At 61.5% G+C, this 23,985-nt stretch carries 22 protein-coding genes and 2 pseudogenes; 16 read left to right on the forward strand and 8 right to left on the reverse strand.

The features are described 5' to 3' along the window. Nucleotides 1-240: 240 nt before the first annotated feature. From obgE to modC, 7 genes are all read left to right on the forward strand, one after another. Nucleotides 241-1,374 carry a GTPase ObgE gene (gene obgE / locus HB780_RS25440; RefSeq protein ID WP_183690211.1) on the forward strand — a complete coding sequence of 378 codons (1,134 nt, stop codon included), beginning with the start codon at nt 241-243 and terminating at the stop codon, nt 1,372-1,374. After that, nucleotides 1,371-2,540, forward strand: coding sequence for a glutamate 5-kinase (gene proB / locus HB780_RS25445; protein WP_183690213.1), 1,170 nt, complete (start codon nt 1,371-1,373; stop codon nt 2,538-2,540). Before obgE ends, proB begins: the two co-directional genes overlap by 4 nt. Continuing rightward, nucleotides 2,533-3,816: a glutamate-5-semialdehyde dehydrogenase gene (locus HB780_RS25450; protein ID WP_183690215.1), complete on the forward strand. Its 1,284-nt coding sequence runs from the start codon at nt 2,533-2,535 to the stop codon at nt 3,814-3,816. The genes proB and HB780_RS25450 overlap by 8 nt, the downstream gene beginning before the upstream one ends. A gap of 37 nt (nt 3,817-3,853) precedes the next feature. After that, entirely contained in the window at nt 3,854-4,435 is a 582-nt protein-coding gene (locus HB780_RS25455; RefSeq protein ID WP_286203190.1) for a nicotinate-nucleotide adenylyltransferase, read from the forward strand. Nucleotides 4,436-5,013: 578 nt separating this feature from the next. Then, nucleotides 5,014-5,811, forward strand: coding sequence for a molybdate ABC transporter substrate-binding protein (modA, locus tag HB780_RS25460; RefSeq protein WP_183690219.1), 798 nt, complete (start codon nt 5,014-5,016; stop codon nt 5,809-5,811). An 87-nt stretch (nt 5,812-5,898) separates the two neighbouring features. Continuing rightward, nucleotides 5,899-6,600, forward strand: coding sequence for a molybdate ABC transporter permease subunit (gene modB, locus HB780_RS25465; protein WP_183690221.1), 702 nt, complete (start codon nt 5,899-5,901; stop codon nt 6,598-6,600). Then, nucleotides 6,597-7,670, forward strand: a complete 1,074-nt coding sequence (gene modC / locus HB780_RS25470; protein ID WP_183690223.1) for a molybdenum ABC transporter ATP-binding protein — start codon at nt 6,597-6,599, stop codon at nt 7,668-7,670. The genes modB and modC overlap by 4 nt, the downstream gene beginning before the upstream one ends. Nucleotides 7,671-7,676: 6 nt before the next feature. Here modC and HB780_RS25475 read toward each other — a convergent pair whose 3' ends face one another. After that, complete coding sequence (locus HB780_RS25475) at nt 7,677-8,057, reverse strand: winged helix-turn-helix domain-containing protein (RefSeq protein ID WP_183690225.1); 381 nt, start codon at nt 8,055-8,057, stop codon at nt 7,677-7,679. 260 nt (nt 8,058-8,317) lie between these two features. Between HB780_RS25475 and rsfS the strand changes: the two are divergent. From rsfS to HB780_RS25505, 6 genes and pseudogenes are all read left to right on the forward strand, one after another. Next, nucleotides 8,318-8,760 (forward strand): annotated as a pseudogene (rsfS, locus tag HB780_RS25480) (ribosome silencing factor). 115 nt (nt 8,761-8,875) lie between these two features. Beyond that, complete coding sequence (gene rlmH, locus HB780_RS25485; protein WP_183690229.1) at nt 8,876-9,358, forward strand: 23S rRNA (pseudouridine(1915)-N(3))-methyltransferase RlmH; 483 nt, start codon at nt 8,876-8,878, stop codon at nt 9,356-9,358. Between the two features lie 212 nt (nt 9,359-9,570). Next, nucleotides 9,571-11,001 carry a murein hydrolase activator EnvC family protein gene (locus tag HB780_RS25490; protein WP_435693929.1) on the forward strand — a complete coding sequence of 477 codons (1,431 nt, stop codon included), beginning with the start codon at nt 9,571-9,573 and terminating at the stop codon, nt 10,999-11,001. Continuing rightward, nucleotides 10,991-12,316 carry a S41 family peptidase gene (locus HB780_RS25495; protein ID WP_183690233.1) on the forward strand — a complete coding sequence of 442 codons (1,326 nt, stop codon included), beginning with the start codon at nt 10,991-10,993 and terminating at the stop codon, nt 12,314-12,316. The genes HB780_RS25490 and HB780_RS25495 overlap by 11 nt, the downstream gene beginning before the upstream one ends. Nucleotides 12,317-12,494: 178 nt before the next feature. Further along, the gene (locus tag HB780_RS25500) at nt 12,495-13,682 is read left to right on the forward strand and encodes a divergent polysaccharide deacetylase family protein (protein WP_183690235.1); all 1,188 of its coding nucleotides are present in this window, start codon (nt 12,495-12,497) and stop codon (nt 13,680-13,682) included. Nucleotides 13,683-13,697: 15 nt separating this feature from the next. After that, nucleotides 13,698-14,237 carry an RNA pyrophosphohydrolase gene (locus HB780_RS25505; protein ID WP_183690237.1) on the forward strand — a complete coding sequence of 180 codons (540 nt, stop codon included), beginning with the start codon at nt 13,698-13,700 and terminating at the stop codon, nt 14,235-14,237. Between the two features lie 48 nt (nt 14,238-14,285). On the opposite strand, the gene bfr is transcribed toward HB780_RS25505, so the two are convergent. The 5 genes and pseudogenes from bfr to HB780_RS25530 all read right to left on the reverse strand — a co-directional run bounded on the left by bfr (nt 14,286) and on the right by HB780_RS25530 (nt 21,016). Beyond that, nucleotides 14,286-14,771, reverse strand: a complete 486-nt coding sequence (gene bfr / locus HB780_RS25510; protein WP_183690239.1) for a bacterioferritin — start codon at nt 14,769-14,771, stop codon at nt 14,286-14,288. Beyond that, nucleotides 14,737-15,048 (reverse strand): (2Fe-2S)-binding protein, encoded by a 312-nt coding sequence (locus HB780_RS25515; RefSeq protein ID WP_183690241.1) that lies wholly within the window; start codon nt 15,046-15,048, stop codon nt 14,737-14,739. Before HB780_RS25515 ends, bfr begins: the two co-directional genes overlap by 35 nt. A gap of 153 nt (nt 15,049-15,201) precedes the next feature. Then, nucleotides 15,202-18,597 (reverse strand): error-prone DNA polymerase, encoded by a 3,396-nt coding sequence (locus HB780_RS25520; RefSeq protein WP_183690242.1) that lies wholly within the window; start codon nt 18,595-18,597, stop codon nt 15,202-15,204. Further along, nucleotides 18,594-20,025 (reverse strand): annotated as a pseudogene (locus tag HB780_RS25525) (Y-family DNA polymerase). The gene HB780_RS25520 and the pseudogene HB780_RS25525 overlap by 4 nt, the downstream one beginning before the upstream one ends. Before the next feature lie 40 nt (nt 20,026-20,065). After that, complete coding sequence (locus HB780_RS25530; protein ID WP_183690245.1) at nt 20,066-21,016, reverse strand: ImuA family protein; 951 nt, start codon at nt 21,014-21,016, stop codon at nt 20,066-20,068. A gap of 163 nt (nt 21,017-21,179) precedes the next feature. On the opposite strand from HB780_RS25530, the gene HB780_RS25535 reads away from it, so the two are divergent. Further along, nucleotides 21,180-21,617, forward strand: a complete 438-nt coding sequence (locus HB780_RS25535; RefSeq protein WP_047453764.1) for a metallopeptidase family protein — start codon at nt 21,180-21,182, stop codon at nt 21,615-21,617. Nucleotides 21,618-21,641: 24 nt separating this feature from the next. Here the strand turns inward: HB780_RS25535 and HB780_RS25540 are convergent, their stop codons facing one another. Together HB780_RS25540 and HB780_RS25545 are read right to left on the reverse strand one after the other, a co-directional pair. Continuing rightward, nucleotides 21,642-21,848, reverse strand: coding sequence for a DUF1737 domain-containing protein (locus HB780_RS25540; RefSeq protein WP_174162121.1), 207 nt, complete (start codon nt 21,846-21,848; stop codon nt 21,642-21,644). A 27-nt stretch (nt 21,849-21,875) separates the two neighbouring features. After that, on the reverse strand, nt 21,876-22,796 hold the full coding sequence (locus HB780_RS25545) for an HpcH/HpaI aldolase/citrate lyase family protein (RefSeq protein ID WP_183690247.1): 921 nt from the start codon (nt 22,794-22,796) through the stop codon (nt 21,876-21,878). A gap of 125 nt (nt 22,797-22,921) precedes the next feature. Between HB780_RS25545 and HB780_RS25550 the strand changes: the two genes are divergently transcribed. Continuing rightward, nucleotides 22,922-23,155: a hypothetical protein gene (locus HB780_RS25550; protein ID WP_183690249.1), complete on the forward strand. Its 234-nt coding sequence runs from the start codon at nt 22,922-22,924 to the stop codon at nt 23,153-23,155. A gap of 181 nt (nt 23,156-23,336) precedes the next feature. Beyond that, nucleotides 23,337-23,945, forward strand: a complete 609-nt coding sequence (gene leuD / locus HB780_RS25555) for a 3-isopropylmalate dehydratase small subunit (protein WP_183690251.1) — start codon at nt 23,337-23,339, stop codon at nt 23,943-23,945. The last annotated feature ends 40 nt before the right edge of the window (nt 23,946-23,985 follow it).

Here is a 23,985-nt window from a genome sequence, read left to right on the forward strand (position 1 = left end):
CGGAAGCGTCGATAGAATTGATCGCATGATCCTTGATGTTATGGGTCATCGACCGCACGATAATCTTTGACCTCCGGCTGAACCGCCTATATCGAAGGCGACATGACGGGCAAATGACCGCGCTGCATATGCTGACGAATATGCAAAAGATGCGGTAACAATTGAAAAGCGCGCGTAGGCTTTCCCCAATCCCGTTCGATCCGGGAAAGTCATGCGCCGATACCGAGTGACGGACGTAACATGAAATTTCTCGACCAAGCAAAAGTCTATATCAAGTCTGGTGACGGCGGCGGGGGCAGCGTCTCCTTCCGGCGCGAGAAATTCATCGAGTTCGGCGGACCCGATGGCGGCGATGGTGGCCGTGGCGGCGACGTCTGGGTCGAGGCCGTCAACGGGCTGAACACGCTGATCGATTTCCGCTTTCAGCAGCATTTCAAGGCCACCATCGGCACGCATGGCATGGGCCGCAACCGCTCCGGCGCCAAGGGTGCCGACGTCACGCTGAAAGTGCCAGTCGGCACGCAGATCTTCGAGGAAGACGAGGAAACCCTGATCTGCGACCTGACGCAGGAAGGCCAGCGCTACCGCGTCGCCGCCGGCGGCAATGGCGGCTTCGGCAACGCCTATTTCAAGTCCTCGGTCAACCAGGCTCCCGATTGGGCCAATCCCGGCCTGCCGGGTGAAGAGAAGACCATCTGGCTGCGGCTAAAGCTGATCGCCGATGCTGGTCTGGTCGGCCTGCCGAATGCCGGTAAATCCACATTCCTCGCCGCCGTTACCCGCGCCCGGCCGAAGATCGCCAACTATCCCTTCACCACGCTACACCCCAATCTCGGCGTCGCTACCATCGACGGCCAGGAATTCGTGCTGGCCGACATTCCCGGCCTGATCGAGGGCGCCCATGAAGGCGTTGGTATCGGCGACCGCTTCCTCGGCCATGTCGAGCGCACGCGCGTGCTGCTGCATCTGGTCTCCGCCCAGGAAGAAAAGGTCGGCAAGGCCTATAAGACAGTGAAGCACGAGCTTGAGGCCTATGGCAACGACATCACCGACAAGCCGGAGATCGTGGCGCTGTCGCAGATCGACGTGGTGGACGAGGAAACGCTGAAGAAGAAGAAGCGCGAACTGGCGCGAGCCTGCGGCAAGACACCATTCCTCATTTCCGCCATCACCGGCAGCGGTATGACCGAAGTGCTGCGTGCACTGCGCGACATCATCGTCGAAGCCAATGGCAGCGCAGGGCAAGAAGCGCCGATGAAGGCGCTGAAGGTGCGCCATCGCGATATGCCGTCCTCCATCGATGAAGACGAAAGCGAAGACAACAGCGATCACGATGACGAGCGCCGTAGTGACGGCGAGGAGCAGCAGGGATGACTGCCCGCAAGTCGCTCGATCGCTACCGCCGCATCGTCATCAAGATCGGCTCAGCGCTTCTCGTCGACCGCAAGACCGGCCTGAAGAAGACCTGGCTCGATGGCATGTGCGCCGATATCGCCGCGCTGAAGGCTAAGGGCGTCGATGTCCTCGTCGTCTCTTCCGGCGCCATCGCGCTTGGGCGCTCGGTGCTTGACCTTCCCTCCGGCGCCTTGAAGCTGGAAGAAAGCCAGGCAGCTGCGGCCGTCGGGCAGATTTCGCTGGCGCGCGCCTGGTCGGAAAGCCTGTCGCACGGCGATATCGTCGCCGGCCAGATCCTGCTGACGCTCGGCGACACCGAAGAGCGCCGCCGCTATCTCAATGCGCGAGCTACCATCAACCAGTTGCTGAAGATCGGCGCCGTGCCGATCATCAACGAGAACGACACGGTCGCCACCAGTGAAATCCGCTATGGCGATAATGATCGCCTCGCCGCCCGCGTCGCCACCATGACCGGCGCCGATCTGCTGATCCTGCTGTCGGATATCGACGGCCTCTACACCGCCCCGCCGCATCTCGATCCGGACGCCAAGTTCCTGGAAACCATCGCCGACATCACGCCCGAGATCGAGGCGATGGCTGGCGGTGCGGCCTCGGAACTGTCGCGCGGCGGCATGCGCACCAAGATCGATGCCGGCAAGATCGCCACGGGCGCCGGCTGCGCCATGATCATCGCGTCGGGCAAGACCGATCGCCCGCTGAAATCAATTGCAAACGGCGCGCGCTCCTCCTGGTTCGCGCCATCTGGCACGCCCGTCACCGCCCGCAAGACCTGGATTGCCGGGCAGTTGCAGCCGGCCGGAGAACTGCATGTCGACGAGGGCGCCGTCACCGCGCTTGGCGCCGGCAAAAGCCTGCTGCCCGCCGGCGTGCGCAAGGTCACCGGTCATTTCGGGCGCGGCGACACCATCGCCGTCATCGGTCCCTCGGGCCGGGAAATCGCCCGAGGCCTCGTCGGCTACGATGCCGAGGAAGCCCGTCAGATCACCGGCCGCAAATCGGCGGAGATCGAGGCAATCCTCGGCTATGCCGGCCGCGCCGCCATGGTGCACCGCGACGACCTCGTCATGACCGCGTCCGTCAAGACGAAGGCCGAAAAACTGAAGAAGGATGAAGCTCATGCTTGATACCGTCGCACAAAGCCCCGACATCGATGTGCTGATGAACGATATCGGCCGCAAGGCCCGGGCTGCGTCGCGACCTCTGGCCTTCGCTTCGACCGAGAGCAAGAACAAGGCATTGCATGCCATGGCCGACGCCATTCTCACCCGCAAGGATCATATCCTCGCCGAGAATGCCAAGGATCTGAAGGATGTCGAAGGCACTGATATCCTCGCCTCCTTCGTTGACCGCCTGACACTCAACGACAAGCGCGTCGCCGAGATGGCCGAGGGCATCCGCGCCATCGCCGCGCTGGCGGATCCGGTCGGTGAAGTCATCGCCGCCTGGGATCGGCCGAATGGGCTGAAAATCGAGCGCGTCCGCACGCCGCTCGGCGTCATCGGCGTCATCTTCGAAAGCCGCCCGAATGTCACCGCCGATGCCGGCGCGCTGTGCCTGAAGGCCGGCAATGCCGTGATCCTGCGCTGCGGCAGCGATTCCCGCCGGTCGTCGCAGGCCATCTATGAATGCCTGGTCGAGGGCCTGAAGGTCGCCGGCCTTCCGGAACATGCGATCCAGCTCGTGCCCGTCACCGATCGCGCTGCCGTCGGCGCCATGCTGCGCGGTCTGGAAGGCACGATCGACGTCATCGTGCCGCGCGGCGGCAAGAGCCTGGTGGCGCGTGTGCAGAACGAAGCGCGCGTGCCGGTTTTCGCCCATCTCGAAGGCCTCTGCCACGTCTATATTGACGCCTCCGCCGATCTCGACATGGCGAAGGCGATCGTCGTCAACGCCAAAATGCGCCGCACCGGCATCTGCGGCTCCGCCGAGACGCTGCTGGTCGACGCCAAGGCGGCGCAGACGCATCTGAAGCCGTTGCTCGATGGGCTGACTGAGGCCGGTTGCGAAATCCGCGGCTCTGCCGAGGTGCTTCGCCTCGTGCCCGGCCTGAAGGCCGCCACGGAAGAAGATTGGTCGACGGAATATCTTGCCGCCATCCTCTCGGTCGCCATTGTCGACGGCATTGACGGCGCGATTGCCCATATCGGCAAATATTCGTCCAACCACACCGAAGCAGTGATTGCCGAGGACCCTGCCGTGGTCGAGCGCTTCTTCACCGAGATCGATTCGGCGATCCTGCTGCACAATGCCTCGACGCAGTTCGCCGATGGCGGCGAGTTCGGCATGGGCGCGGAAATCGGCATCGCCACGGGCAAGATGCATGCGCGCGGGCCGGTTGGCGTCGAGCAGCTCACCTCCTTCAAATACCGCGTGCGCGGCACCGGACAGATACGGCCCTGACGTGCACAGCCAAGAGATCGATTACCGCCATCTACGCATGCCGCATGCCGAACGTGGCATGGTGGTCGGTCTTTTCGGCGGCTCCTTCAACCCGCCGCACCAAGGCCATGCGCTGGTAGCCGAAATCGCCATCCGCCGGCTTGGCCTCGACCAGCTCTGGTGGATGGTGACACCCGGCAATCCGCTGAAGAGCCGCAATCATCTGGCGCCACTTGCCGAGCGCATCGCGCTCAGCGAGGCGATCACCCACGATCCGCGCATCAAGGTGACGGCTTTCGAGCAGAGGCTGGGCATGAGCTACACGGCCAACACGCTCGCCTACATCAAGGCGCGCAACACCCATATTCATTTCATCTGGATCATGGGCGCCGACAGCCTCAATACGTTTCATCGCTGGCAGAAATGGCAGGAGATCGCCCGTACCTTCCCGATCGCCGTCATCGACCGGCCGGGATCGACGCTCTCCTATCTCTCCGCGAAGATGGCCAAGACGTTTCAATATGCCCGCGTCGATGAGGACGATGCCCGCGTGCTCTGGAAGAGGCAGGCACCCGCCTGGACCTTCATCCACGGCCGTCGCTCGGGACTAAGCTCGACGGCCCTGCGCGCCGCGCAGTAACGGCATAGGCACAAGATCAAGCTGAATTTTCAGGAAAAATCCTCCAAAAATGAAAAGCCCGACGGGGGAGGAGATCCGTCGGGCTTTCAAACCTGATCAGCAACAGGGAGGAGGAGAGTTGCTGACCCATATCGGAAGGCATTGGGAGGAGGAGATCGCCGTTCCGATGCTTAATTTCTACCAGATTTTACCAAAAGATAAATCACCGATAGCGCAATGCAGCAATGCGTATATATCATAGCTGCGAAAAGCTCCTGCCCAAAAAACGCTTCTTTTACATCATCCGGAGCGGTGAGTAGCCGCTTCAAAAAATCATACTTTTGCGAATTATCGGCGAAAACGCACGATTCGTAACGTTATGTCTTAGGTCGTGAGCGTTCGCCATTGCCTTGGGCGATTATAGTCATGCATTTTCGCAACATCAGAGCCCCTCAATATGCACAGAGAATGGAAAACCCCATTAAATTCGTGTGGTTACGGCTGCGGTGGCGCTATGCTTTTTCAGATATATCCCCTAGCCAAGCTTCCTCGACCGTTATATCTCTCGAGATATCTCGACAATCTCTGGGAGAAATATGATGGCCACCGGTCGCCGCCAATGGTTTAAACTTGCAACTGCCGCCCTCTCCGCCGCCTGGCTCGGCCTGTCGGCTATTCCGGCACCGGCACTCGCCGCCGACAAGATCACCGTCTTTGCCGCCGCCAGCATGAAAAACGCGCTCGACAACCTCGACGCCGCCTTCACCAAGGAAACCGGCAAGCAGGTCACCGTCTCCTACGCGGCCAGCGGGCCACTGGCCAAGCAGCTTGAAAACGGCGCCCCCGCCGACGTGTTCATCTCCGCCGACAAGAACTGGATGGACTATGTCGCAGAGAAGAAACTGATCAAGGATGACAGCCGCGTCGACCTGCTCGGCAACAAGCTCGTCCTCGTCGCCGCCAAGGACAAGGCCACACCCGTCGAGATCAAAAAGGGCTTGGACCTTGCCGGTCTTCTCGGCGACGGACGCCTGGCGATCGGACAGCCGGAATCGGTGCCGGCGGGCAAGTATGGCAAGGCCGCGCTCGAAAAGCTCGGCATCTGGTCTTCCGTCGAGAAGAAGGTTGCCGGCGCTGAAAGCGTACGCGCCGCTCTCGCTCTGGTTTCGCGCGGCGAAGCACCCTACGGCATCGTCTACCAGACTGACGTTTCCGCCGATCCGGGCGTCGCCGTCGTCGGCACCTTCCCGGAAGACAGCCATCCGCCGATCGTCTATCCGATCGCAATCACGACCACCAGCACCAACCCGGACACGCAGGCCTATGTCGACTATCTGAAATCGGCTAAGGCTGTTCCGTTCTTCGAGCATGAAGGCTTCACGGTCCTGAAGCGTTGAGCCTCATCGTTCGACCATAGGCAAAGAGCTCATCTCCAGGCTCGCCGGTAAAGGCGAGCCTGACATGTTTTTGTTGTGAGGCGGAACTTGGACGTATTGGGTTTGAGCAGCGACGAATGGACGGCGATCGAGCTGAGCCTGCGCGTCTCGACCGTTGCCATGCTGGTGAGCCTGCCCTTCGGCATCGCCGCAGCATTGCTGCTCGCCCGCGGCAGATTCTGGGGCAAGTCGATCCTCAACGGCCTTATCCATCTGCCGCTGATCCTGCCGCCTGTCGTCACCGGTTTCATCCTGCTCATCCTCTTCGGCCGCAAGGGACCGATCGGCTCATTGCTCGACCAGTATCTCGGCATCGTGCTGTCCTTTCGCTGGACGGGTGCGGCCCTTGCCTGCGGCATCATGGGCTTTCCGTTGATGGTCAGGAGCATCCGCCTGTCGATCGAAGCGGTCGACCGCAAGTTGGAAGAGGCGGCCGGGACGCTCGGCGCCAGCCCGCTCTGGATCTTCCTCACCGTCACCCTTCCGCTGATCCTGCCTGGCGTCATCGCCGGCATGATCCTCTCCTTCGCCAAGGCGATGGGCGAATTCGGCGCCACCATCACCTTCGTCTCCAACATCCCCGGCGAGACACAGACCTTGTCCTCGGCGATCTACACCTTTACGCAGGTGCCGGGTGGCGATGCCGGCGCGATGCGGCTGACGATCATCGCCATCATCATCTCCATGGCGGCCCTGCTCGCCTCGGAATTCCTCGCCCACCTCGCCGGCAAGAGGGTGGATTTCGAATGACGCTTACCGTCGATATCCGCCATCGGCTGGGCGCCTTCTCGCTCAACGCCGCCTTCACCACCGACGGCGGCGTCACCGCCCTGTTCGGCCGCTCCGGCTCTGGCAAGACCTCGATGATCCGCATCATCGCCGGCCTCATCCGCCCCGACCATGGCCGCGTCAGCCTCGACGACGACGTGCTTGCCGATAGCGACAAGCATCTCTTCGTGCCGCGCCACCGCCGCCGCTTCGGCTATGTCTTCCAGGAGGCACGGCTGTTTCCGCATCTTTCCGTGCGCCAAAACCTGAATTACGGCCGCTGGTTCGCGCCGAAGAACGAGCGCGGCGAAAGCTTCGGCGGCGTCGTCGATCTCCTTGGCATCGAAGCTCTTCTCGATCGGCGGCCGGGAAAGCTCTCCGGCGGCGAGAAACAGCGTGTCGCCATCGGCCGCGCCCTGTTGTCTTCGCCACGGCTGCTGTTGATGGACGAACCGCTGGCCGCACTCGACGAAGCCCGCAAGGCCGAGATCCTGCCCTATCTCGAACGGCTCCGCGATGAAACCAAGGTGCCGATCATCTACGTCAGCCACTCGATCGCCGAGGTGGCACGACTGGCGAACCGCGTCGTCGTCATGCGCGATGGCAAGGTGGAAGCGATGGGACCGGCAGTCGAGATCTTCAGCCAGCTTTCCGGCCCGCAGACGAGCGACCGCCGAGAAGCCGGCGTTCTGCTCGAGGGCCGCGTCGAGCACATCGACCACCAACACCGCCTGACCATCGTCGCGCTGAAAGCAGCGAAACTCTTCGTGCCCGGCGAAGCGGCCGGCATCGGTAAGACCGTCCGCGTCCATATTCCCGCCCGCGACGTCATGCTGGCGACAGGCAGGCCGGAGGGCCTGAGTGCCCTCAACATTCTCGATGGTTACGTGCTGGGGATGGGTGTCGATGATGATGGCACGGTCGAGGTGAAGGTTGATTGCGGCGGCGACATCGTACTCGCCCGCATCACCCAATTTTCCGCCGAACGCATGGATCTGCGCGTTGGGCTGCCCATCCATGCGGTCATCAAGACCGTGGCGCTCGAATCGTAAAATCGATCAGGGCCCTGAAGCCACGTCGCCATCGCTACGATTGGCCTCCAGCCATTCGAGGTCGCCGGCGATCGCCGCACGCACCGCGCCTTCCATGGAGCGGAACCGCTGCAACAGCTCCTCGCCGAACGGCGTCAGCACCGCGCCGCCACCCTTCTGGCCGCCGCGCTGCGATTCGACCACCGGCTCCCGGAACATGTGGTTCAATTCGCTGATGAGCAGCCATGCGCGGCGATAGGACATATCCATGGCGCGGCCGGCCGCCGAGATCGAGCCGGTTTCGCGTATATGCTCGAGAAGTTCCATCTTGCCACGCCCAAGCCGCTCCTGCTCCGGAAAGCTGATGCGGAGGATGGGCTTCAGGGATTGTTGCGGAGCTTTGGTCATGGCATCGGGGCGTTTCGGTCTGCTCTCGTGTATACGCGGCCTTCGCACGCCTGTACATGGGACGCAAGCTCGGGAGATATTGCCTTGCCGAAAGCTTTGATCAGACCCTTGAGCGAACAATTGCCCATATATGGTGCGCAAGAGCCAGCTTTTGATACAAAAGCTTGTCTTCACAGCCAATAGATACCAGCCGGCGTCTTGAAACCTTTATGCTTTGATGCCTATCTTTGTAGTGTGATCGACTCAGATCACCTATGTGCATGTTCTGTTACTCAAGGAAGGAAAAGCACTGACAACAGTACACGCTAAGGGAAGAACGCCTGTCGTTATCCCGAAGAGCCCGGAACGTGGCGTCGATGCCGCCGCCCGAGCCCTGCAAGCCGTCCTCGTTAGCCTCGAGGACTCCAAGGCCGAAAATATCGTCACTATCGACATTGCTGGCAAATCTGCGCTTGGAGACCACATGGTCGTCGTCTCCGGACGTTCGAGCCGCCATGTCCTGGCGATTGCCGACCACCTGACCACCGACCTCAAGGACGAAGGCCTGGGCTCTGCCCGTGTCGAGGGCCTCGAAGGCGGCGACTGGGTGCTGATCGACACCGGTGACATCATCATCCACGTGTTCCGTCCTGAGATCCGCGAGTTCTACAACATCGAGAAGATGTGGGCCGCGCCTGACCTCGACGAGGGCACGTTGCACTAACCGGTTCCCGGAAGCATTTCCCGGTCCCGGCAGGCTACCTTGAAGCGCCGGACATAGTGTCCGGCTATAGTCTATATGCGTGCCGCTATGACGGCGGATATGCTTGGGAGTAGGAATGCGAATAGGTCTTTTTGCTGTGGGACGGTTAAAAACCGGCCCTGAAAAGGATCTTGCGGCCCGTTATCTCGACCGCTTCGCCAAGGCCGGCCCGGCGATTGGCCTGGAATTGGCCCGAATGACCGAAGTGGCCGAAAGCCGCGCCTCCAACGGCGAAACGCGCAAGCGCGAAGAAGCGGTTCTACTCCAGAAAGCGCATCCGGACGGCGGGATCCTCATTCTCCTCGACGAGCGGGGCAAGGCGCTCGACAGCGAAGCCTTCGCCGCTTTGCTCGGCACCTTCCGCGATCAGGGCAAACGCGACCTGACGATCGCCATCGGCGGCGCCGACGGTCTCGATCCCTCCCTTTACGACAAGGCCGACGCCACCATCTGCCTCGGCAAGATGACCTGGCCGCACCAGCTCGTGCGCATTCTCATCGCCGAACAGCTCTACCGCGCCGTCACCATTCTCTCGGGACACCCCTACCACCGGGTTTGACAGTCCGCACGCGAGAATCCAGCCCTTCGAAAACAGTTTGGCTTTCCGCCGTTTTGCGTTAACGGAACGCTCACACAGGCGTGTTTTGATTCCCGCCGGAAAAGTCATGATGCTTCCTAGGTAATCGCGGCAAATCAGCTTAATTTCACGCGATCTAAAGGGACCAAGCCCGAACCGACCGGATGAGAAAAACTCCACCCACGCTTTCCCGCCTGCTGCTGCCATGTCTGGCAGTGTGTTTTGGCGTGGGTGCCTATGTGGCGGGGCCATTTCAGTTCCGGGACATGGCGCTGGCGCAGGAAGATGGCGGTTCGACGTCGCAGGCGACGGGCGAGCAGCCTGCCGCAGCACCGCCATCGGCGGGACCGGCGGAGCAAGCGCCGGATCCGGCCGCCGAACTTGCCCGCAAGCGCGACGAGACCCGCGCGGCACTGGAGGATCTGTCGAAGACGATCAGCCTTTCCTCCGACAAGACGAAAGCCCTGACAGACAGTATCGCTTCGCTCGACAAGAGCACTGACAGCCTGCGCCAGGCACTGATCGACAGCGCCACCCGCCGCAGGGACCTGGACCGCAAGATCCAGCAGAGCGAAAAGACGCTGACCGATCTCGCCGTCAAGGAAGACAAGATCCGCAAATCGCTGCACGACCGCCGCGCGCTGCTCGCTGAAGTTCTCGGCGCGCTGGAGCGCATGGGCCGCAACCCGCCGCCGGCGCTGCTGGTGACGCCCGACGATGCGCTTGCCTCGGTTCGCAGCGCCATCCTGCTCGGCGCTGTGGTTCCCGGCATGCGCAAGGAGACGGACAAGCTCATCGCCGACCTGACCGACCTCACGAAGCTGCATGCCGCAACCGCCACCGAGAAGGCCGACCTCACCACCACCATGACCAACAGTCTGGAGGAAGAGCGGCGCATGGATCTGCTGCTCAGCGAGAACGACAAGCTTAGCCATGAGAATGCCGCGAAACTCGATACCGAGCGCAAGCGCTCCGAGGAGCTGGCGAGCCAGGCAACCAGCCTCGAAGGCCTTGTCGCCTCGCTGGAAAGCCAGATCGGCTCGGTGCGGGACGCCGCCGCCGCGGCGCGGGCGGAACAGGCCCGCCGAGAGCAGCTTACGGATCAGCAGCGCGAGCAGGCCAAGGCCCTGGCCGAAAGCGGAGTGCCCGATAAAAACCGCATTGCGCCCGCATATCCGTTTTCCGATCTTAAACGGAAATTGGAGCTGCCTGTGGCGGGCGATATTCTCCGCCAGTTCGGCGACGGCGACGGTACGGGACACACGGCGATGGGCATCACGCTCGCAACCGGCCCCGACGCACTCGTCACCGCTCCTGCCGATGGGACAGTCGTCTACGCCGGCGCGTTTCGCAGCTACGGCCAGATGGTCATTCTAGACACGGGCGACGGCTACCACATGGTGCTGTCGGGAATGGACGCGATCAAGACGCGTCTGGGCAAATTTGTTTTCGCCGGCGAGCCGCTCGCTGTGATGGGCCAAAAAAGAGTCGCGAGTGCGACTGCATTGGCGCTGGAAACAGACCGGCCAACGCTTTACATTGAATTTCGAAAAGATGGGAAGCCGGTCGATTCTCGACCCTGGTGGACCTCAAAGGATACTGGAAAGGCACGCAATGATACGTAGGGCTTCTCTTGTTCTCGTTGGCGCATTGATGGGTGCGACCGCGATGAGCGTTATCTACACGGCGGTAGTGCCGGCGGAAGCCGCTGGTTCTTCCACGTACAAGGAATTGTCGATTTTCGGCGATGTCTTTGAACGTGTGCGCGCGCAGTATGTGACGCCGCCCCAGGAAGACAAGCTGATCGAAGCCGCCATCAACGGCATGCTGACCTCGCTGGACCCGCATTCGAGCTACATGAATGCCAAGGATGCCGACGATATGCGCACCCAGACCAAGGGTGAATTCGGCGGCCTCGGCATCGAAGTGACGATGGACAACGACCTGGTGAAGGTCATCACCCCAATCGACGACACGCCCGCCGCCAAGGCCGGCGTTCTCGCCGGCGACTACATCACCGCCATCGACGGCCAGTCCGTACGCGGCCTGAAGCTGGAAGACGCGGTCGAGAAGATGCGCGGCGCGGTCAAGACGCCGATCAAGCTGACGCTGCAGCGCAAGGGCGCCGACAAGCCCATCGAAGTCACCATCATCCGTGACGTGATCGCCGTTACCGCCGTCAAATCGCGCGAAGAGGGCGATGTCGGCTATCTCCGTATCATCTCCTTCTCCGAAAAGACCACGCCGGATCTCGAAGCCGCGATCGCCAAGATCAAGAAGGATATCCCGGCCGACAAGCTGAAGGGCTATGTCCTCGACCTGCGCCTCAATCCGGGCGGTCTGCTCGACCAGGCGATCAACGTTGCCGACGATGTGCTGGAGCGCGGCGAGATCGTCTCCACCCGTGGCCGCAATCCGGATGAAACCCGCCGCTTCAATGCCGGCCCGGGCGACATCACTGACGGCAAGCCGATCATCGTGCTGATAAACGGCGGCTCGGCATCGGCTTCGGAAATCGTCGCCGGCGCCCTGCAGGACCTGCGCCGCGCCACCGTGCTTGGCACCCAGTCCTTCGGCAAGGGTTCCGTGCAGACGATCATCCCGCTTGGCGATGGCAACGGCGCTCTGCGCCTGACGACGGCGCTCTATTACACGCCGTCGGGCCGTTCGATCCAGGGCACCGGCATCACGCCTGACATCAAGGTCGACCAGCCGCTGCCGGACGAGCTGAAGGGCAAGCTGGTGACTGAAGGCGAATCCAGCCTGCCGGGCCACATCAAGGGCCAGAGCGAAACCGACCAGGGATCCGGCTCGGCCGCCTACGTGCCGCCGGATCCGAAGGACGATATCCAGCTCAACTACGCGCTTGACCTGTTGCGCGGCGCCAAGACCGATGCGGCCTTCCCGCCGAATCCGGAAAAGGCGGTTTCCTCCAAATAAGGAAACAGCGCCGGGCTGGAAACAGACCCGGCGCTTTTCATATCCGGGAGCGAGGTGACTGGTTTCATCTCGCTGTCACCGTTTGAATGAGCGCGATCTCATTCGAAATCTATTCAGATCATGCTTTCGTGTTTTGAGTCTGGGGCAGACAGTTTCCCGTTTGGGGTGGATACGGACTTTGGGAACGGACTTGCATGCACCGCTCGGCCAGGACCGCGGCCCAGACCGCAAGCGGCGTCGGCCGCCCTTCGGGCGCCTCATTGCCGGCTGCTGTCTGATCGCAATCGCCAGCTTTTCCCTCTATTCGGCATTGCTGCGCGACACTCTCCAGAAAACCCAGCCGCCGGTCGAGACGGTTGAGAAGACGGCACCCACGCCACCGGCCGACGACAAACCCGCCACGACCGATCAGCCAAACCTGACACAAGTCGATCCTCAATCCGGCGCCAATACCTCGCGCATCGTCACCAGCGATGGCTCTGTGGTGACCATGTTCAGCCCGACCGCGCGCGACGGCAGCGGTCCGGTGCTGATCAATGCCAACCAGGTCGGCCAGGACCCGCGCATGGCGGCGACGCCGAACGAGAACCTGCTGGAGGATTCACCCTTCGGCAAGCTGCCGATCACGTCATCGAGCGGGCTCAGACCAATGGATCAATATGCGCGGCCCTGGTCCGGCGCTCGCGGCACGCGCGTCGCCATTGTCGTCAGCGGCCTCGGCCTCAGCCAGACCGGCACACAGCGCGCCATCGAGAAGCTGCCGGAAGAGATCACGCTCGCCTTTGCCGCCAGCGGCAACAGCCTGCAGCGCTGGATGCAGGAGGCACGGCGCGGTGGCCATGAGATCCTGATCCAGGTGCCCTTCGAGCCTTTCGATTATCCCGGCAACAATCCCGGGCCTGAGACGCTTCTGACCTCGCAGCCGGCGGCCAGAAACATCGAAAACCTGCACAAGGCCATGAGCAAGATCACCAACTATACCGGCGTGATGAACTATCTCGGCGGACGCTTCCTGTCGAACACCGATGCCATGCAGCCGGTTATGCGCGATATCGGCAAGCGCGGCCTGCTGTTCCTCGACGACGGCTCGTCCGCGCAATCCAAGTCCGGCACTGTCGCCAAGGCGCTGGAAACGCCGCATGCTTTCGCCGACATGCAGCTCGATGGCGAATTGCAGCAGGATGCCATCCTGAAGAAGCTCGACGAGCTGGAGCGCGTCGCACGCCGCAATGGCACGGCGATCGGCGTCGCATCCGCCTTTGACGAGAGCATCGACGCCATCAGCAAATGGAGCCAGGAGGCATCCATGCGCGGCATCGAGATCGTCGCCGTCTCGGCGCTTGCCGTCGATCCCAAACACCCCTGATCGCTAGAGGACAAGATGAGCAAGACCCACCCACCCGTCAAAGCCGAAGACCTGCCCTATCGTCCCTGCGTCGGCATCATGGTGCTCAACCGCAAGGGGCTGGTCTGGGCCGGCAAGCGCATTCCGATCGGCAATTCCGAATATGACGGCTCGCCGCAGCTCTGGCAGATGCCACAAGGCGGCATCGACAAGGGCGAAGATCCGCTGGAGGCGGCCTATCGCGAACTTTATGAAGAGACCGGCATGAAGACGGTAACGCTGCTGGCGCAGGCGAAGGACTGGATCAACTACGATCTGCCGCCGCAACTGATCGGCATCGGCCTCAGGGGGAAATTTCGCGGCCAGACCCAGCGCTGGTTCGCTTTCCGCTTCGATGGCGACGAGAGCGAAATCGCCATCAACCCGCCGCCCGGCGGCCATGAGCCGGAATTCGATGCCTGGGAATGGAAGCCTATGGCGGAACTGCCCAGCCTGGTCGTCGCCTTCAAGCGTCCGGTCTACGACCAAGTGGTTGCTGAATTCCAGCACCTGGCCGGTCTGAAGGCCGAAGACTGACGCAAAGTGAGATCCGGCCGCCGGGAAAGCGGCCGGACCTGAATGCGATTATTCGGCGGTGTCAGCCGAATCGGCGTTGAGCTGGCCGTATTTGGCCTCGCCGATCTTGTCGAGCAGCTCGAGCTGGGTCTCCAGGAAGTCGATATGGCCTTCCTCGTCGATCAGCAGCTGTTCGAACAGCTTCATCGACACATAGTCGCCGGCGTCGTGACAGATGTCGCGCGACTTCTTGTACGCGGTGCGGGCGTCGTATTCGCCGGCAAGATCCGCTTCCAGCACTTCCTTGACATTCTGACCGATGCGCAGCGGTGCCAGCGTCTGCAGGTTCGGATGTCCCTCAAGGAAGATGATTCGGGCGACGAGACGGTCGGCGTGCTGCATCTCCTCGATGGATTCCGCACGCTCCTTCTTGGCAAGCTTGGTGTAGCCCCAATCCTCGAGAAGCCGGTAATGAACCCAATATTGGTTGACTGCGCCGAGCTCGAGGAACAGAGCCTCGTTAAGCCGCTCGATGACTTTTTTGTCGCCTTTCAATGTCCGCTCTCCTGTTTTCTTCGTGGAATTTTTTCAGGCGGGACATGAAATCAAATATTTCGGCTTCCGTCGAGTGGCGACGGGCATGATAGTCTTCGGTTGTCTGTATAATGATATCAACGACATTCGGGAAACAGCCGCAGCAGCGGCCGCGCTTCGACATGGCGTGATACACCTTGGAGGGGACGATCAGCTGCCAACAGTCCTCATCCAGGAACTCGTTGATGACGTCCCGGATTTCTTTGTCGGTGATGTAATTACAGCTACAAACCAGCATTCTTCGCTCAGCCCGTCAAACATGACATTTGCTATCCTGTTTATCTGCGAAAGAAGACGGTTCTTGTCAAGTAAAGAATCGATTCATTTTTCATTAGGCAAAGCCAAGGATATCGCGCCTGGCGAGGTGCGGCGTCCCGACTTTCCCCAGATTTCAATGAAAATTGCGGCCTCGCGGCATGACTCTGGCGGTCCCAGCAATATCGCTGCGGCCATCCGTCGCGATATCGACATGCCCCTGATCCAGCTGGCCCGAGCTTGCACGCCGCTTGCTCTGCCGATGATCCATGGTCGGACGCAGGGCCTCGTCCGCCCGGTCGCTGACGCCGAATCGCCGGGCTTCGCGTTGCAGGATGCCGAGCGCCGGGGTCATGTCCTCGATATAATCGACCACGACATGGATGACACCGCTCTCGCTCTGCAGGCGACCACGGATCTTGACCAGCCGGGCGCCCATGACGATGGCGCGGTATTTTTCGAACATTTTCGGCCAGACGATCGCATTGGCAACGCCGGTCTCGTCCTCCAGTGTCATGAAGATCACCCCATTCGCCGAGCCCGGCCGCTGGCGCACCAGCACCAGTCCCGCCACAGTCACCATCCGCCCATTGGCTATCATGGGCAGATCCCGGCTCTGCACGATGCCCATGCGGGCGAAATCCGCGCGCAGGAAGGAAACTGGATGTGCCTTCAGGGAGAGCGAGAGATAGCGATAATCCTCGATCACCTGCTCGCCGGGCAGCATTTCCGGCAGGGAAACATTTGGCTCGACCTGCAGGTCGGCGCGGTCGGCCAGATCGAAGAGGGGGAGCTTTTCGGCGGCACTTTGCGCATCCAGCGCCCTGACGGCCCACAGCGCCTCGCGGCGGTCGAGCCCGATCGACCGGAAGGCATCGGCATCGGCCAGCCGTTCAATGGCGGATTTGGCAAGGCCGGAACGCAGCCAGAGATCGCGCACGGAGGCATAGCCGGAGCCACGACGGGCAACGAGTTCACCCATATCGGTTTCCGACAAGCCCTTGACCTGCCGGAAGCCGAGACGGACGGCCCGGTTCGTCCGGATCACTTCCCGCATCGACGCATGGCGCGGCTCGATCGCATTCCTGTCGAAACCCGCCTCTTCCAGTAGCGAATCCCACTCCGAGATATTGATATCCACCGGGCGGACCTCGACACCATGTTCGCGCGCATCGCGCACGAGCTGCGCCGGCGCATAGAAACCCATCGGCTGAGCATTGAGGATCGCCGCGCAGAAGACATCAGGATAATAGGTCTTGAGCCAGGAAGAGGCATAGACGAGCAGCGCGAAGGAAGCCGCATGGCTTTCGGGGAAGCCATATTCGCCAAAACCCTTGATCTGCTCGAAGCAGTTCTTGGCGAATTCACGCTCGTATCCCTTCGCGACCATGCCTTCGATCATCTTCCTCTCGAAGGTATGGATGGTCCCGGTTCGCTTGAAAGTCGCCATCGCCCGGCGCAACTTGTCGGCCTCCGCAGGGGTGAAGCCTGCAGCCGTAATAGCGATCTGCATGGCCTGCTCCTGAAACAGGGGGACACCCAGCGTTCGCTTCAGAACCTCCTTCAGCTCAGGGCTCGGATAGTCGAGCTCTTTTCCCGCCCGATCGGCCTCACGCCGCTTGAGATAAGGATGCACCATATTGCCCTGGATCGGGCCGGGCCGGACGATCGCCACCTCGATGACCAGATCGTAGAATTTTTCCGGCCGCAGACGCGGCAACATGCTCATCTGCGCCCGGCTCTCGATCTGGAAGACGCCGATCGTGTCGGCGCGACAGATCATGTCATAGACAGGTATGCGATCGGGATATTCGCCACTCCCAAGATCGGCAAGCTGCTTCTTCACATCGTAGTGCAGCAGAAGGAGATCGAAAGCCTTGGCAAGGCAGGTGAGCATGCCGAGCGCCAGAACATCGATCTTTAATATATTGAGACTGTCGAGATCGTCCTTGTTCCACTCGATCATGTAGCGATCTTTCATCGCCGTATGCATGATCGGCACGACTTCATCCAGCCGGTCCTTGGTGATGACAAAACCACCGACATGCTGGGTCAGATGGCGCGGAAACCCCATCAGCGTCGAAGCATAGGAGAGCACGCGCTTCGTCGTCTTGTCCTTGAGGTCGAGGCCCGCCAGCCTTGCCTCGCGCTCGGACAGCTCCTCCGTCGACCAGCCCCAGACACCGCTTGCCAAGGCCGACTGCACATCCTCCGACAGGCCGAAAGCCTTCGCCACCTCGCGGCCGGCCGAACGCGCCCGATAGCTGGTCACCGCCGCCGTCAGCCCGGCATGCTCTTTGGAATAATAGTCATAGATGAACTGGATGACCTGATCGCGTTTCTCATGCTCGAAATCGACGTCGATATCCGGCGGCTCCTCGCGCTCCGTGGAGATGAAACGCTCGAACAAGAGCGTCGTGATCTCCGGATTGACCTCGGTAATTCCAAGGCAGTAGCAGACCGTGGAATTGGCGGCGGAACCGCGACCCTGGCAGAGGATATTCTGACTGCGGGCATATTCCATGATGCGATGCACCGTCAGGAAATAAGGCTCGTATTGCCGTTCGCGAATGAGTTCGAGTTCATAATCGATCTGCTTGGCGACCTTTTCGGGGATCTTATCGGGATAACGCCGTTTCGCACCCTCTCGCGCCAGCCTCTCCAACGTTTCCGATACGGTCTCGCCCGGAACGCTTTCGTCCGGATAATTATGCTTCAGCTCATCGAGCGAAAAAGACAGCCGACTGAAGAATTTCTGCGTGTTGGCGATGGCCTTTGGATAGTCCCTGAAAAGACGCGCCATTTCGATCCCGCCTTTCAGATAGCGTTCGGCATTGGCCGCGAGTTTGAAGCCTGCCTCGGCGATCGGCACATGCTCGCGGATCGAAACGACGATATCGGCAAGCGGCTTGCGTTCGGTTGCGTGATAGAGCGGCTCGTTGCTGGCGATCAGCCGCACGCCATTTCGAAGTGCGAGGATGGAAAGGCTCGCAAAGGCCAGTCGATCCTGCCCGTCATAAGCAGGCGACAAGACCATGTGGAGCTTCCTGCCGAACCGCATCCATAGCCGCGCAAGACATTGCTCCAGCTTTGCCTGTCCTTCCGGTGTCTCCACACTCGCCGCCTTCGGAACGAGCGCGAGCATCATCTCGTCGCCCCATTGCAACAGATCGCTTTCGTTCAGGATGCAAACGCCTTTCTCACCAGCCAAATTGCCGGCGCTCAGCAGCCGACAGAGATGCGCCCAGCCCTGACGGTTCTGCGGATAGGCGAGAATGTCGGGCGTGCCGTCCGAAAACACCAGGCGCGCGCCGGGCTGAAAGCGATAGCCATGCTGCTTGGCAATGACATGCGCCTTGACCACGCCGGCGACGCTGTTGCGATCGGCAAGGCCGAGGCCGGCAAGGCCGGCGATCTTCGCGCCCAGCACCATCTCTTCCGGATGCGAGGCACCTTCGAGAAAGGAGAAATTCGACCGTGCTCCAATCTCGAAAAAGGGGAGCGGCCCGGAAGCGGACGGATGGCCGCTCACGCGAAGACCCCATGCATATACCAGTCCGGCGTCGTCTCGCCTCGACCATAAAGTCCCTTGCGGAACAGCCAGTAGCGATGACCGCCCTCGTCCTCGATGCGGAAATAATCACGCTCCGGGACGTCTTCCTTTTCCTCGATCCACCATTCCGCCGCCAGCCGCTCCGGCCCTTCGGCCCGCAGAACCCGGTGCATCATCCGCCGCCAGCGGAACTGCCGGGGCGGGCCGTCAGGCACTTCAGCGGCAAAGGCTTCGATCGGCTCCGGCATGCGAAACAGCCGCAACGGCCGTTCACCCCGGAAAAAGCCGTGACCGGCATGCTCGCTACCCGTCCGCCTGCGAGCGGCGAGGATGGCCATGGCCGGCACCGGCCGAGAGGCCCGTTCGGGGATATGGCTTTGCCGCAACTCGAAACCCTGCAGACAATCCGGTCCCAGCCGCGCCGCGACCCGGTCGGCGAAGGCGGCGAGCGACGTGCCCTGCCGGTCCTCCTCGACAAAATCGCCCTGCATCGCGTCGAAAGGTGCGTGCTGCAGGACGTTGAGGCGGACGATCTCGAAGCCATATCCGACATCGAGATCGTCGTGAATGGCGGTAAAGCGCTCGGTAAACAGGCTCGCGATCCGCCTTGGTTCCCGCAACGGCTGCGATGCGCCGGCGGCAATGCGGAACACTGCGCCATCGACCCTAAACAGCAGGAGTTCGAACAGGCGGCCGCCGACGCCACGCGCTTCCAGTCCCGGCTTCAGGGTTTCGGCAAGCTCCCGGGCCAATTGCAGAATATCGGCCTCCGCCTGCACCGGCTCGGCAAGCCGCCGCTCGGCCGACAATTGCGCGACCGGCCGGCGCGGCGAGATCGGCTCCTCATTCAGGCCGATAGCCTGATCGAGCCGCAGAAGCAGTTGTGCGCCGAAACGGCGGGTGAGCGGCGCGCGCGGCGCGGCGAGAAGATCGCCCACCTGCTTCAATCCCAGCTTCTGCAGGGCGGCAACGGTTTCCTCGCCGAGCCTCAGCGAAGCAACCGGCAGCGGCGCCAACGCCTCTTCCATGGCGTCCGGCGGCACGACGCGGCTGTCGTCGAAGCGAGCAACCGCCCAGGACAGGCCCGGCGCGGAGGAAATGGCGCCGCGAACATCGAGCCCCAGCCCGGAAATGCGGATCAATATATCCTCGAGCAGCGCCTCTTCGCCGCCGAAGAGATGGGCGCAGCCGGTAATATCGAGGAAAAGCCCATCCTTGCCGTCGATCGCCACCAGCGGCGTATAACGATCGGACCAATCGGCGATCGCCTCCAAAAAGCTTGCGATCCGCCCCCGGATCCTCTTCGATGACGTCGAGAGCGGGGCAGATTGCCTTGGCCTCGGCAACACCCAGGCCGAGTTTCAGCCCGACGATCTCCGCCTTTTCGTTGAGCGCGGTGAGCCGCATGGCATTGCTGAGCTTGCCGGCGCAGGCGAGCGGCGGCGCTTCAAGCCGGCCGGCTGTACGCCAGGAGAGGCCCCAGCGCTTGCGGGCGATCCGGTCGGTCGGCAGATGCGGAAAGGTCAGCGCCAGAATGCGCTGCGTGTTCGCCGGGAAAGGCAGGACGCTGAGCGTCGGGGACAGAGGAAAACTGGCGGTCATGTGCATTCCATTCCAGGGTTATGGAAAAAGGCGCCGGGTTGCGGCTCTTTTCCAGGGTGAGACGAAAGGCCGGATGACCGATGCTACCGCCAAGCATCGATCCGTCCGGTAGAGGCCGCGCCAAAGCCGGCGCGGGTTCGACGGAGAGGCGGAAGAGGGCGCTGCTCGCCTCCTCTTCGCCCCCCTGCCGCAATAAAAACAAAGGCCGCCCCGCCGCCTTGGCCCTAAGCGCGAGCCGCCGGCTCTCGGTCAGACCGAAACGGGCCGGATTGCCGCGCACCTCCAGGATGACGACCGCAAAGGCAGCGCTCGCGAGTGCCGTTTCCGCCAGCCACAAGGCCTCGTCCAGCTTGCGCGGCGAGGCCTGCAAAAAGCCGGCCGGCTCCAATCCGAAATCCCTGATGCCGATGGGGTAGGGCAGGCCCGCCTCCATCGCCGCAACCGTGTCAACGATCCATAGAACCGGAGACACGGTCGCGGTCTTGCCGACGACTTGCGCCCCAAGCCGCGCGGCAAGAGCAAGCGTAAAAGCGCTGGCCGCACCCGCATGACGCAAGGCCAGCGAACGGATCTCCGTCAGCGCGTCGAGCGGCACGCCGCCCTGCATCGCCTCGTCGAGATCGGCGACCCCGGTCGCAAGCAGCGACTGGGCAGTATCCGCCGAACCGGCATCCGGTTCCGCCGCCTGCGTCTCATACGCAGCCGCCGTCAGTGCCGGTATCGGCCTGCCTTCCAGTCGGGCGATGGTTTCACGCAGGGTAGAAAGCGTTTCCCGCGCCACGGCGGTCTCGGCCATGACGTTAGCTCCAGATCAATTATGTTCCTGTTATGTTCTTATGGATTCCAGAGGTCGGCGGAAGAGTCAACACCAATTTATGAGAAAATATTCCTCTGCCATAATCGGCTCTCGAAAAAGCCGAGCAAAGGCTCTATATGACCAGCTATGGAAGGAAGCATTCATGGCCCGCATTGACCAGAGCGAGGATTGGCGGGACCGCCACGCGCCCTCAATCAGCACGTTTGAATCGCTGGCCACGGAGGCTTATAGCCACCTGCCGGACGAATTCCGCTCGCTCACCGGTAACCTCATCATTTTGATCGAGGATTTTCCCGACGACGACATCTTCGAGGACATGGCGCTGGAAACGCCCTTCGACCTGCTCGGCCTGTTCGAAGGCCGTGGGATATCCGAGCGCTTCACCGCCCAGACCGGGGAAATGCCGAACAAGATCCGCCTCTATCGCCGCCCGATCATCGATTACTGGGCGGAAAACGAGGAAACCCTCGGCGACATCATCACCCATGTCCTGATCCACGAGATCGGCCATCATTTTGGCCTGAGCGACGAGGACATGGAGCGCATCGAGGAAAGCGCGGAAGAAGCGACGGATCGCTAGAATAGCGGCCCTATTGCCGAGCGCTTATTGCTCGGAAAGCTTCATCTCCGGATCATAATCCTTGCCAACAACTTCTTTGACAACAGCTTGGCCACACTGCATCACGCCGGTTGCGGCGTTGAAGCTATAGGTCGGCGAGCCCGAGAGGTCCCAGCCCTTGTTCAGCGCGGCGGTGACCTTGTGGCAGAAGGAAGCGTCGTCGGGTCCGGTGAGGAAGCGATAGAGTTTCATCGAAGCGTCCTTCGTAACATATCAGCCTCACCCTCCGCGTGCCGAAGGGCGATGGCGCTCTGCAATCAGGCGAGCTTTATGAACCAGTCCTTCCGCCTGGACAAGATGCAGCCGCTCGACCATGCGCCCGTCGAGATTGACGACATTGAGGCTGGCGGCGGCAGGATCAGAAAAGGCCGCTATGATCGCTTCCGCCTCGGCAACCGCCGTCTCGTCCGGCCCGAAATGCCGGTTGGCCGCCTCGATCTGGTTCGGATGGATCAGCATCTTGCCGGCAAAGCCCATGGCGCGGCCTTCGCCGCATTCGGCATCCAGCGCCTCTATATCCTTGAAATCGTTGAAAACACTGTCGATGGCGTCGAGCCCGTAGGCGCTGACAGCCAGCACCACCTGCATCAGCCAGGGCACGAGATAGGCGCGGCCCGGCTGCGGCAACACGCCGGTCTCCTTGCGCAGATCGTTGAGGCCGACGACGAAGCAATCGAGCCGGCTTCCCGGCGTGCGTCCGGCCTCGGCGATGGCAGCGGCATTCAGGATGCCGCGCGGCGTCTCGATCATCGCCCAGATGCGCAGGCTTTCCGGCGCATCCGCCTCGGCAAGCCTGTCGCTGACAACAGTCACGTCCTGCGGTCCGTCGACCTTGGGCAAAAGCACTGCATCGGGTTCGAGCGCCAGCACCAGATCCAGGTCGTCGGCACCAAAACCGGACGACAGCGTATTGATGCGGATGATCCGCTCCTTGCCGACAAGCGGCGGGCCGGCGAAAAAGCGCCGCAGGTTCTCCCGCGCCTCCGCCTTCTTCTCCGGCGCCACGGAATCCTCGAGATCGAAGATAACCGCATCGCAATCGAGACTGGCAATCTTTTCAAGCGCGCGAAGGTTGATCGCGGGAACGCTCAATACCGAACGGCGCAGGCAGACGGAACGGGGAAGGGCAGCTCTACTCATCCTCCAGTTTTGCCGCGCTTTCGATCTTCAGGCAAGATGACAACAACAAGACAACAAAAAGCCATGCTCCTCTTGCAGATGGGAGAAGAGAGGGCCACATTTCCATGAGTAGAGAGGTCTCGACCATGAAAAACATCCGTTCCTTGTTTATCGCGCTTACCGGCATCACCGTTTTTGCGGCGATGGCGCTGCTTACCGTTTCGCTGACGCTTGCCGTCGGCGGCATTCTCACCGCGCTTATGGTGGGCCGCGCGATTTCGCTGCGGATGAAGCCTGTTCCGGTGCGCGCCAAGGCGAACAACGGTCAGCGCGAGATGCGCATCTGGAACGACGGTCGCGGCACGATCATCGACCTCTGATATCGGGCAGGGCGGCGCTTTGCCGCGCCCGATGCGCTCGTCCGTGCGCAATCCTTAAATTGCAGCACCGCGACTGATGCGCCCACCTGCGGAGCATTTCCAAGATTCCCCTTCATTTTGGGCCGGATTTGCTCTATTGGCAGGATAAATCGTGCATAGACTAAAATTGAAGGCAGGACCTATGGACAAGTTCGTGAAGTTGACCGGTGTCGCGGCACCGCTCCCGGTCGTCAATGTCGACACCGACATGATCATCCCGAAGGATTATCTGAAGACCATCAAGCGCACCGGTCTCGGAACGGGATTGTTCGCCGAAGCCCGCTACCATGAAGATGGCTCGCTGAACCAGGATTTCGTGCTGAACAAGCCGGCCTATCAGAACGCCAAGATCCTCGTCGCTGGCGATAATTTCGGCTGTGGCTCCTCGCGCGAACACGCTCCCTGGGCTCTGCTCGACTTCGGTATTCGCTGCGTCATCTCGACCAGCTTCGCCGACATCTTCTACAATAACTGCTTCAAGAACGGCATCCTGCCGATCATGGTCAGCCAGGAAGATCTCGACAAGCTGATGGACGACGCCTCGCGCGGCTCCAACGCCATCCTGACGATCGATCTTGAAAACCTCGAGATCACCGGCCCCGACGGCGGCACGCTCAAGTTCGAACTCGACGAATTCAAGCGCCACTGCCTGCTGAACGGTCTCGACGATATCGGCCTGACGCTGGAAAAGGCATCCGCGATCGACACGTTCGAAAAGTCGAACGCCGCATCCCATCCCTGGGCCGCCTGATCGATTTCATCATCACATTTGCGTGTCGAAGCCGGGCTGA

Source organism: Rhizobium lusitanum (genome assembly GCF_014189535.1).
Taxonomy (GTDB): domain Bacteria; phylum Pseudomonadota; class Alphaproteobacteria; order Rhizobiales; family Rhizobiaceae; genus Rhizobium; species Rhizobium lusitanum_C.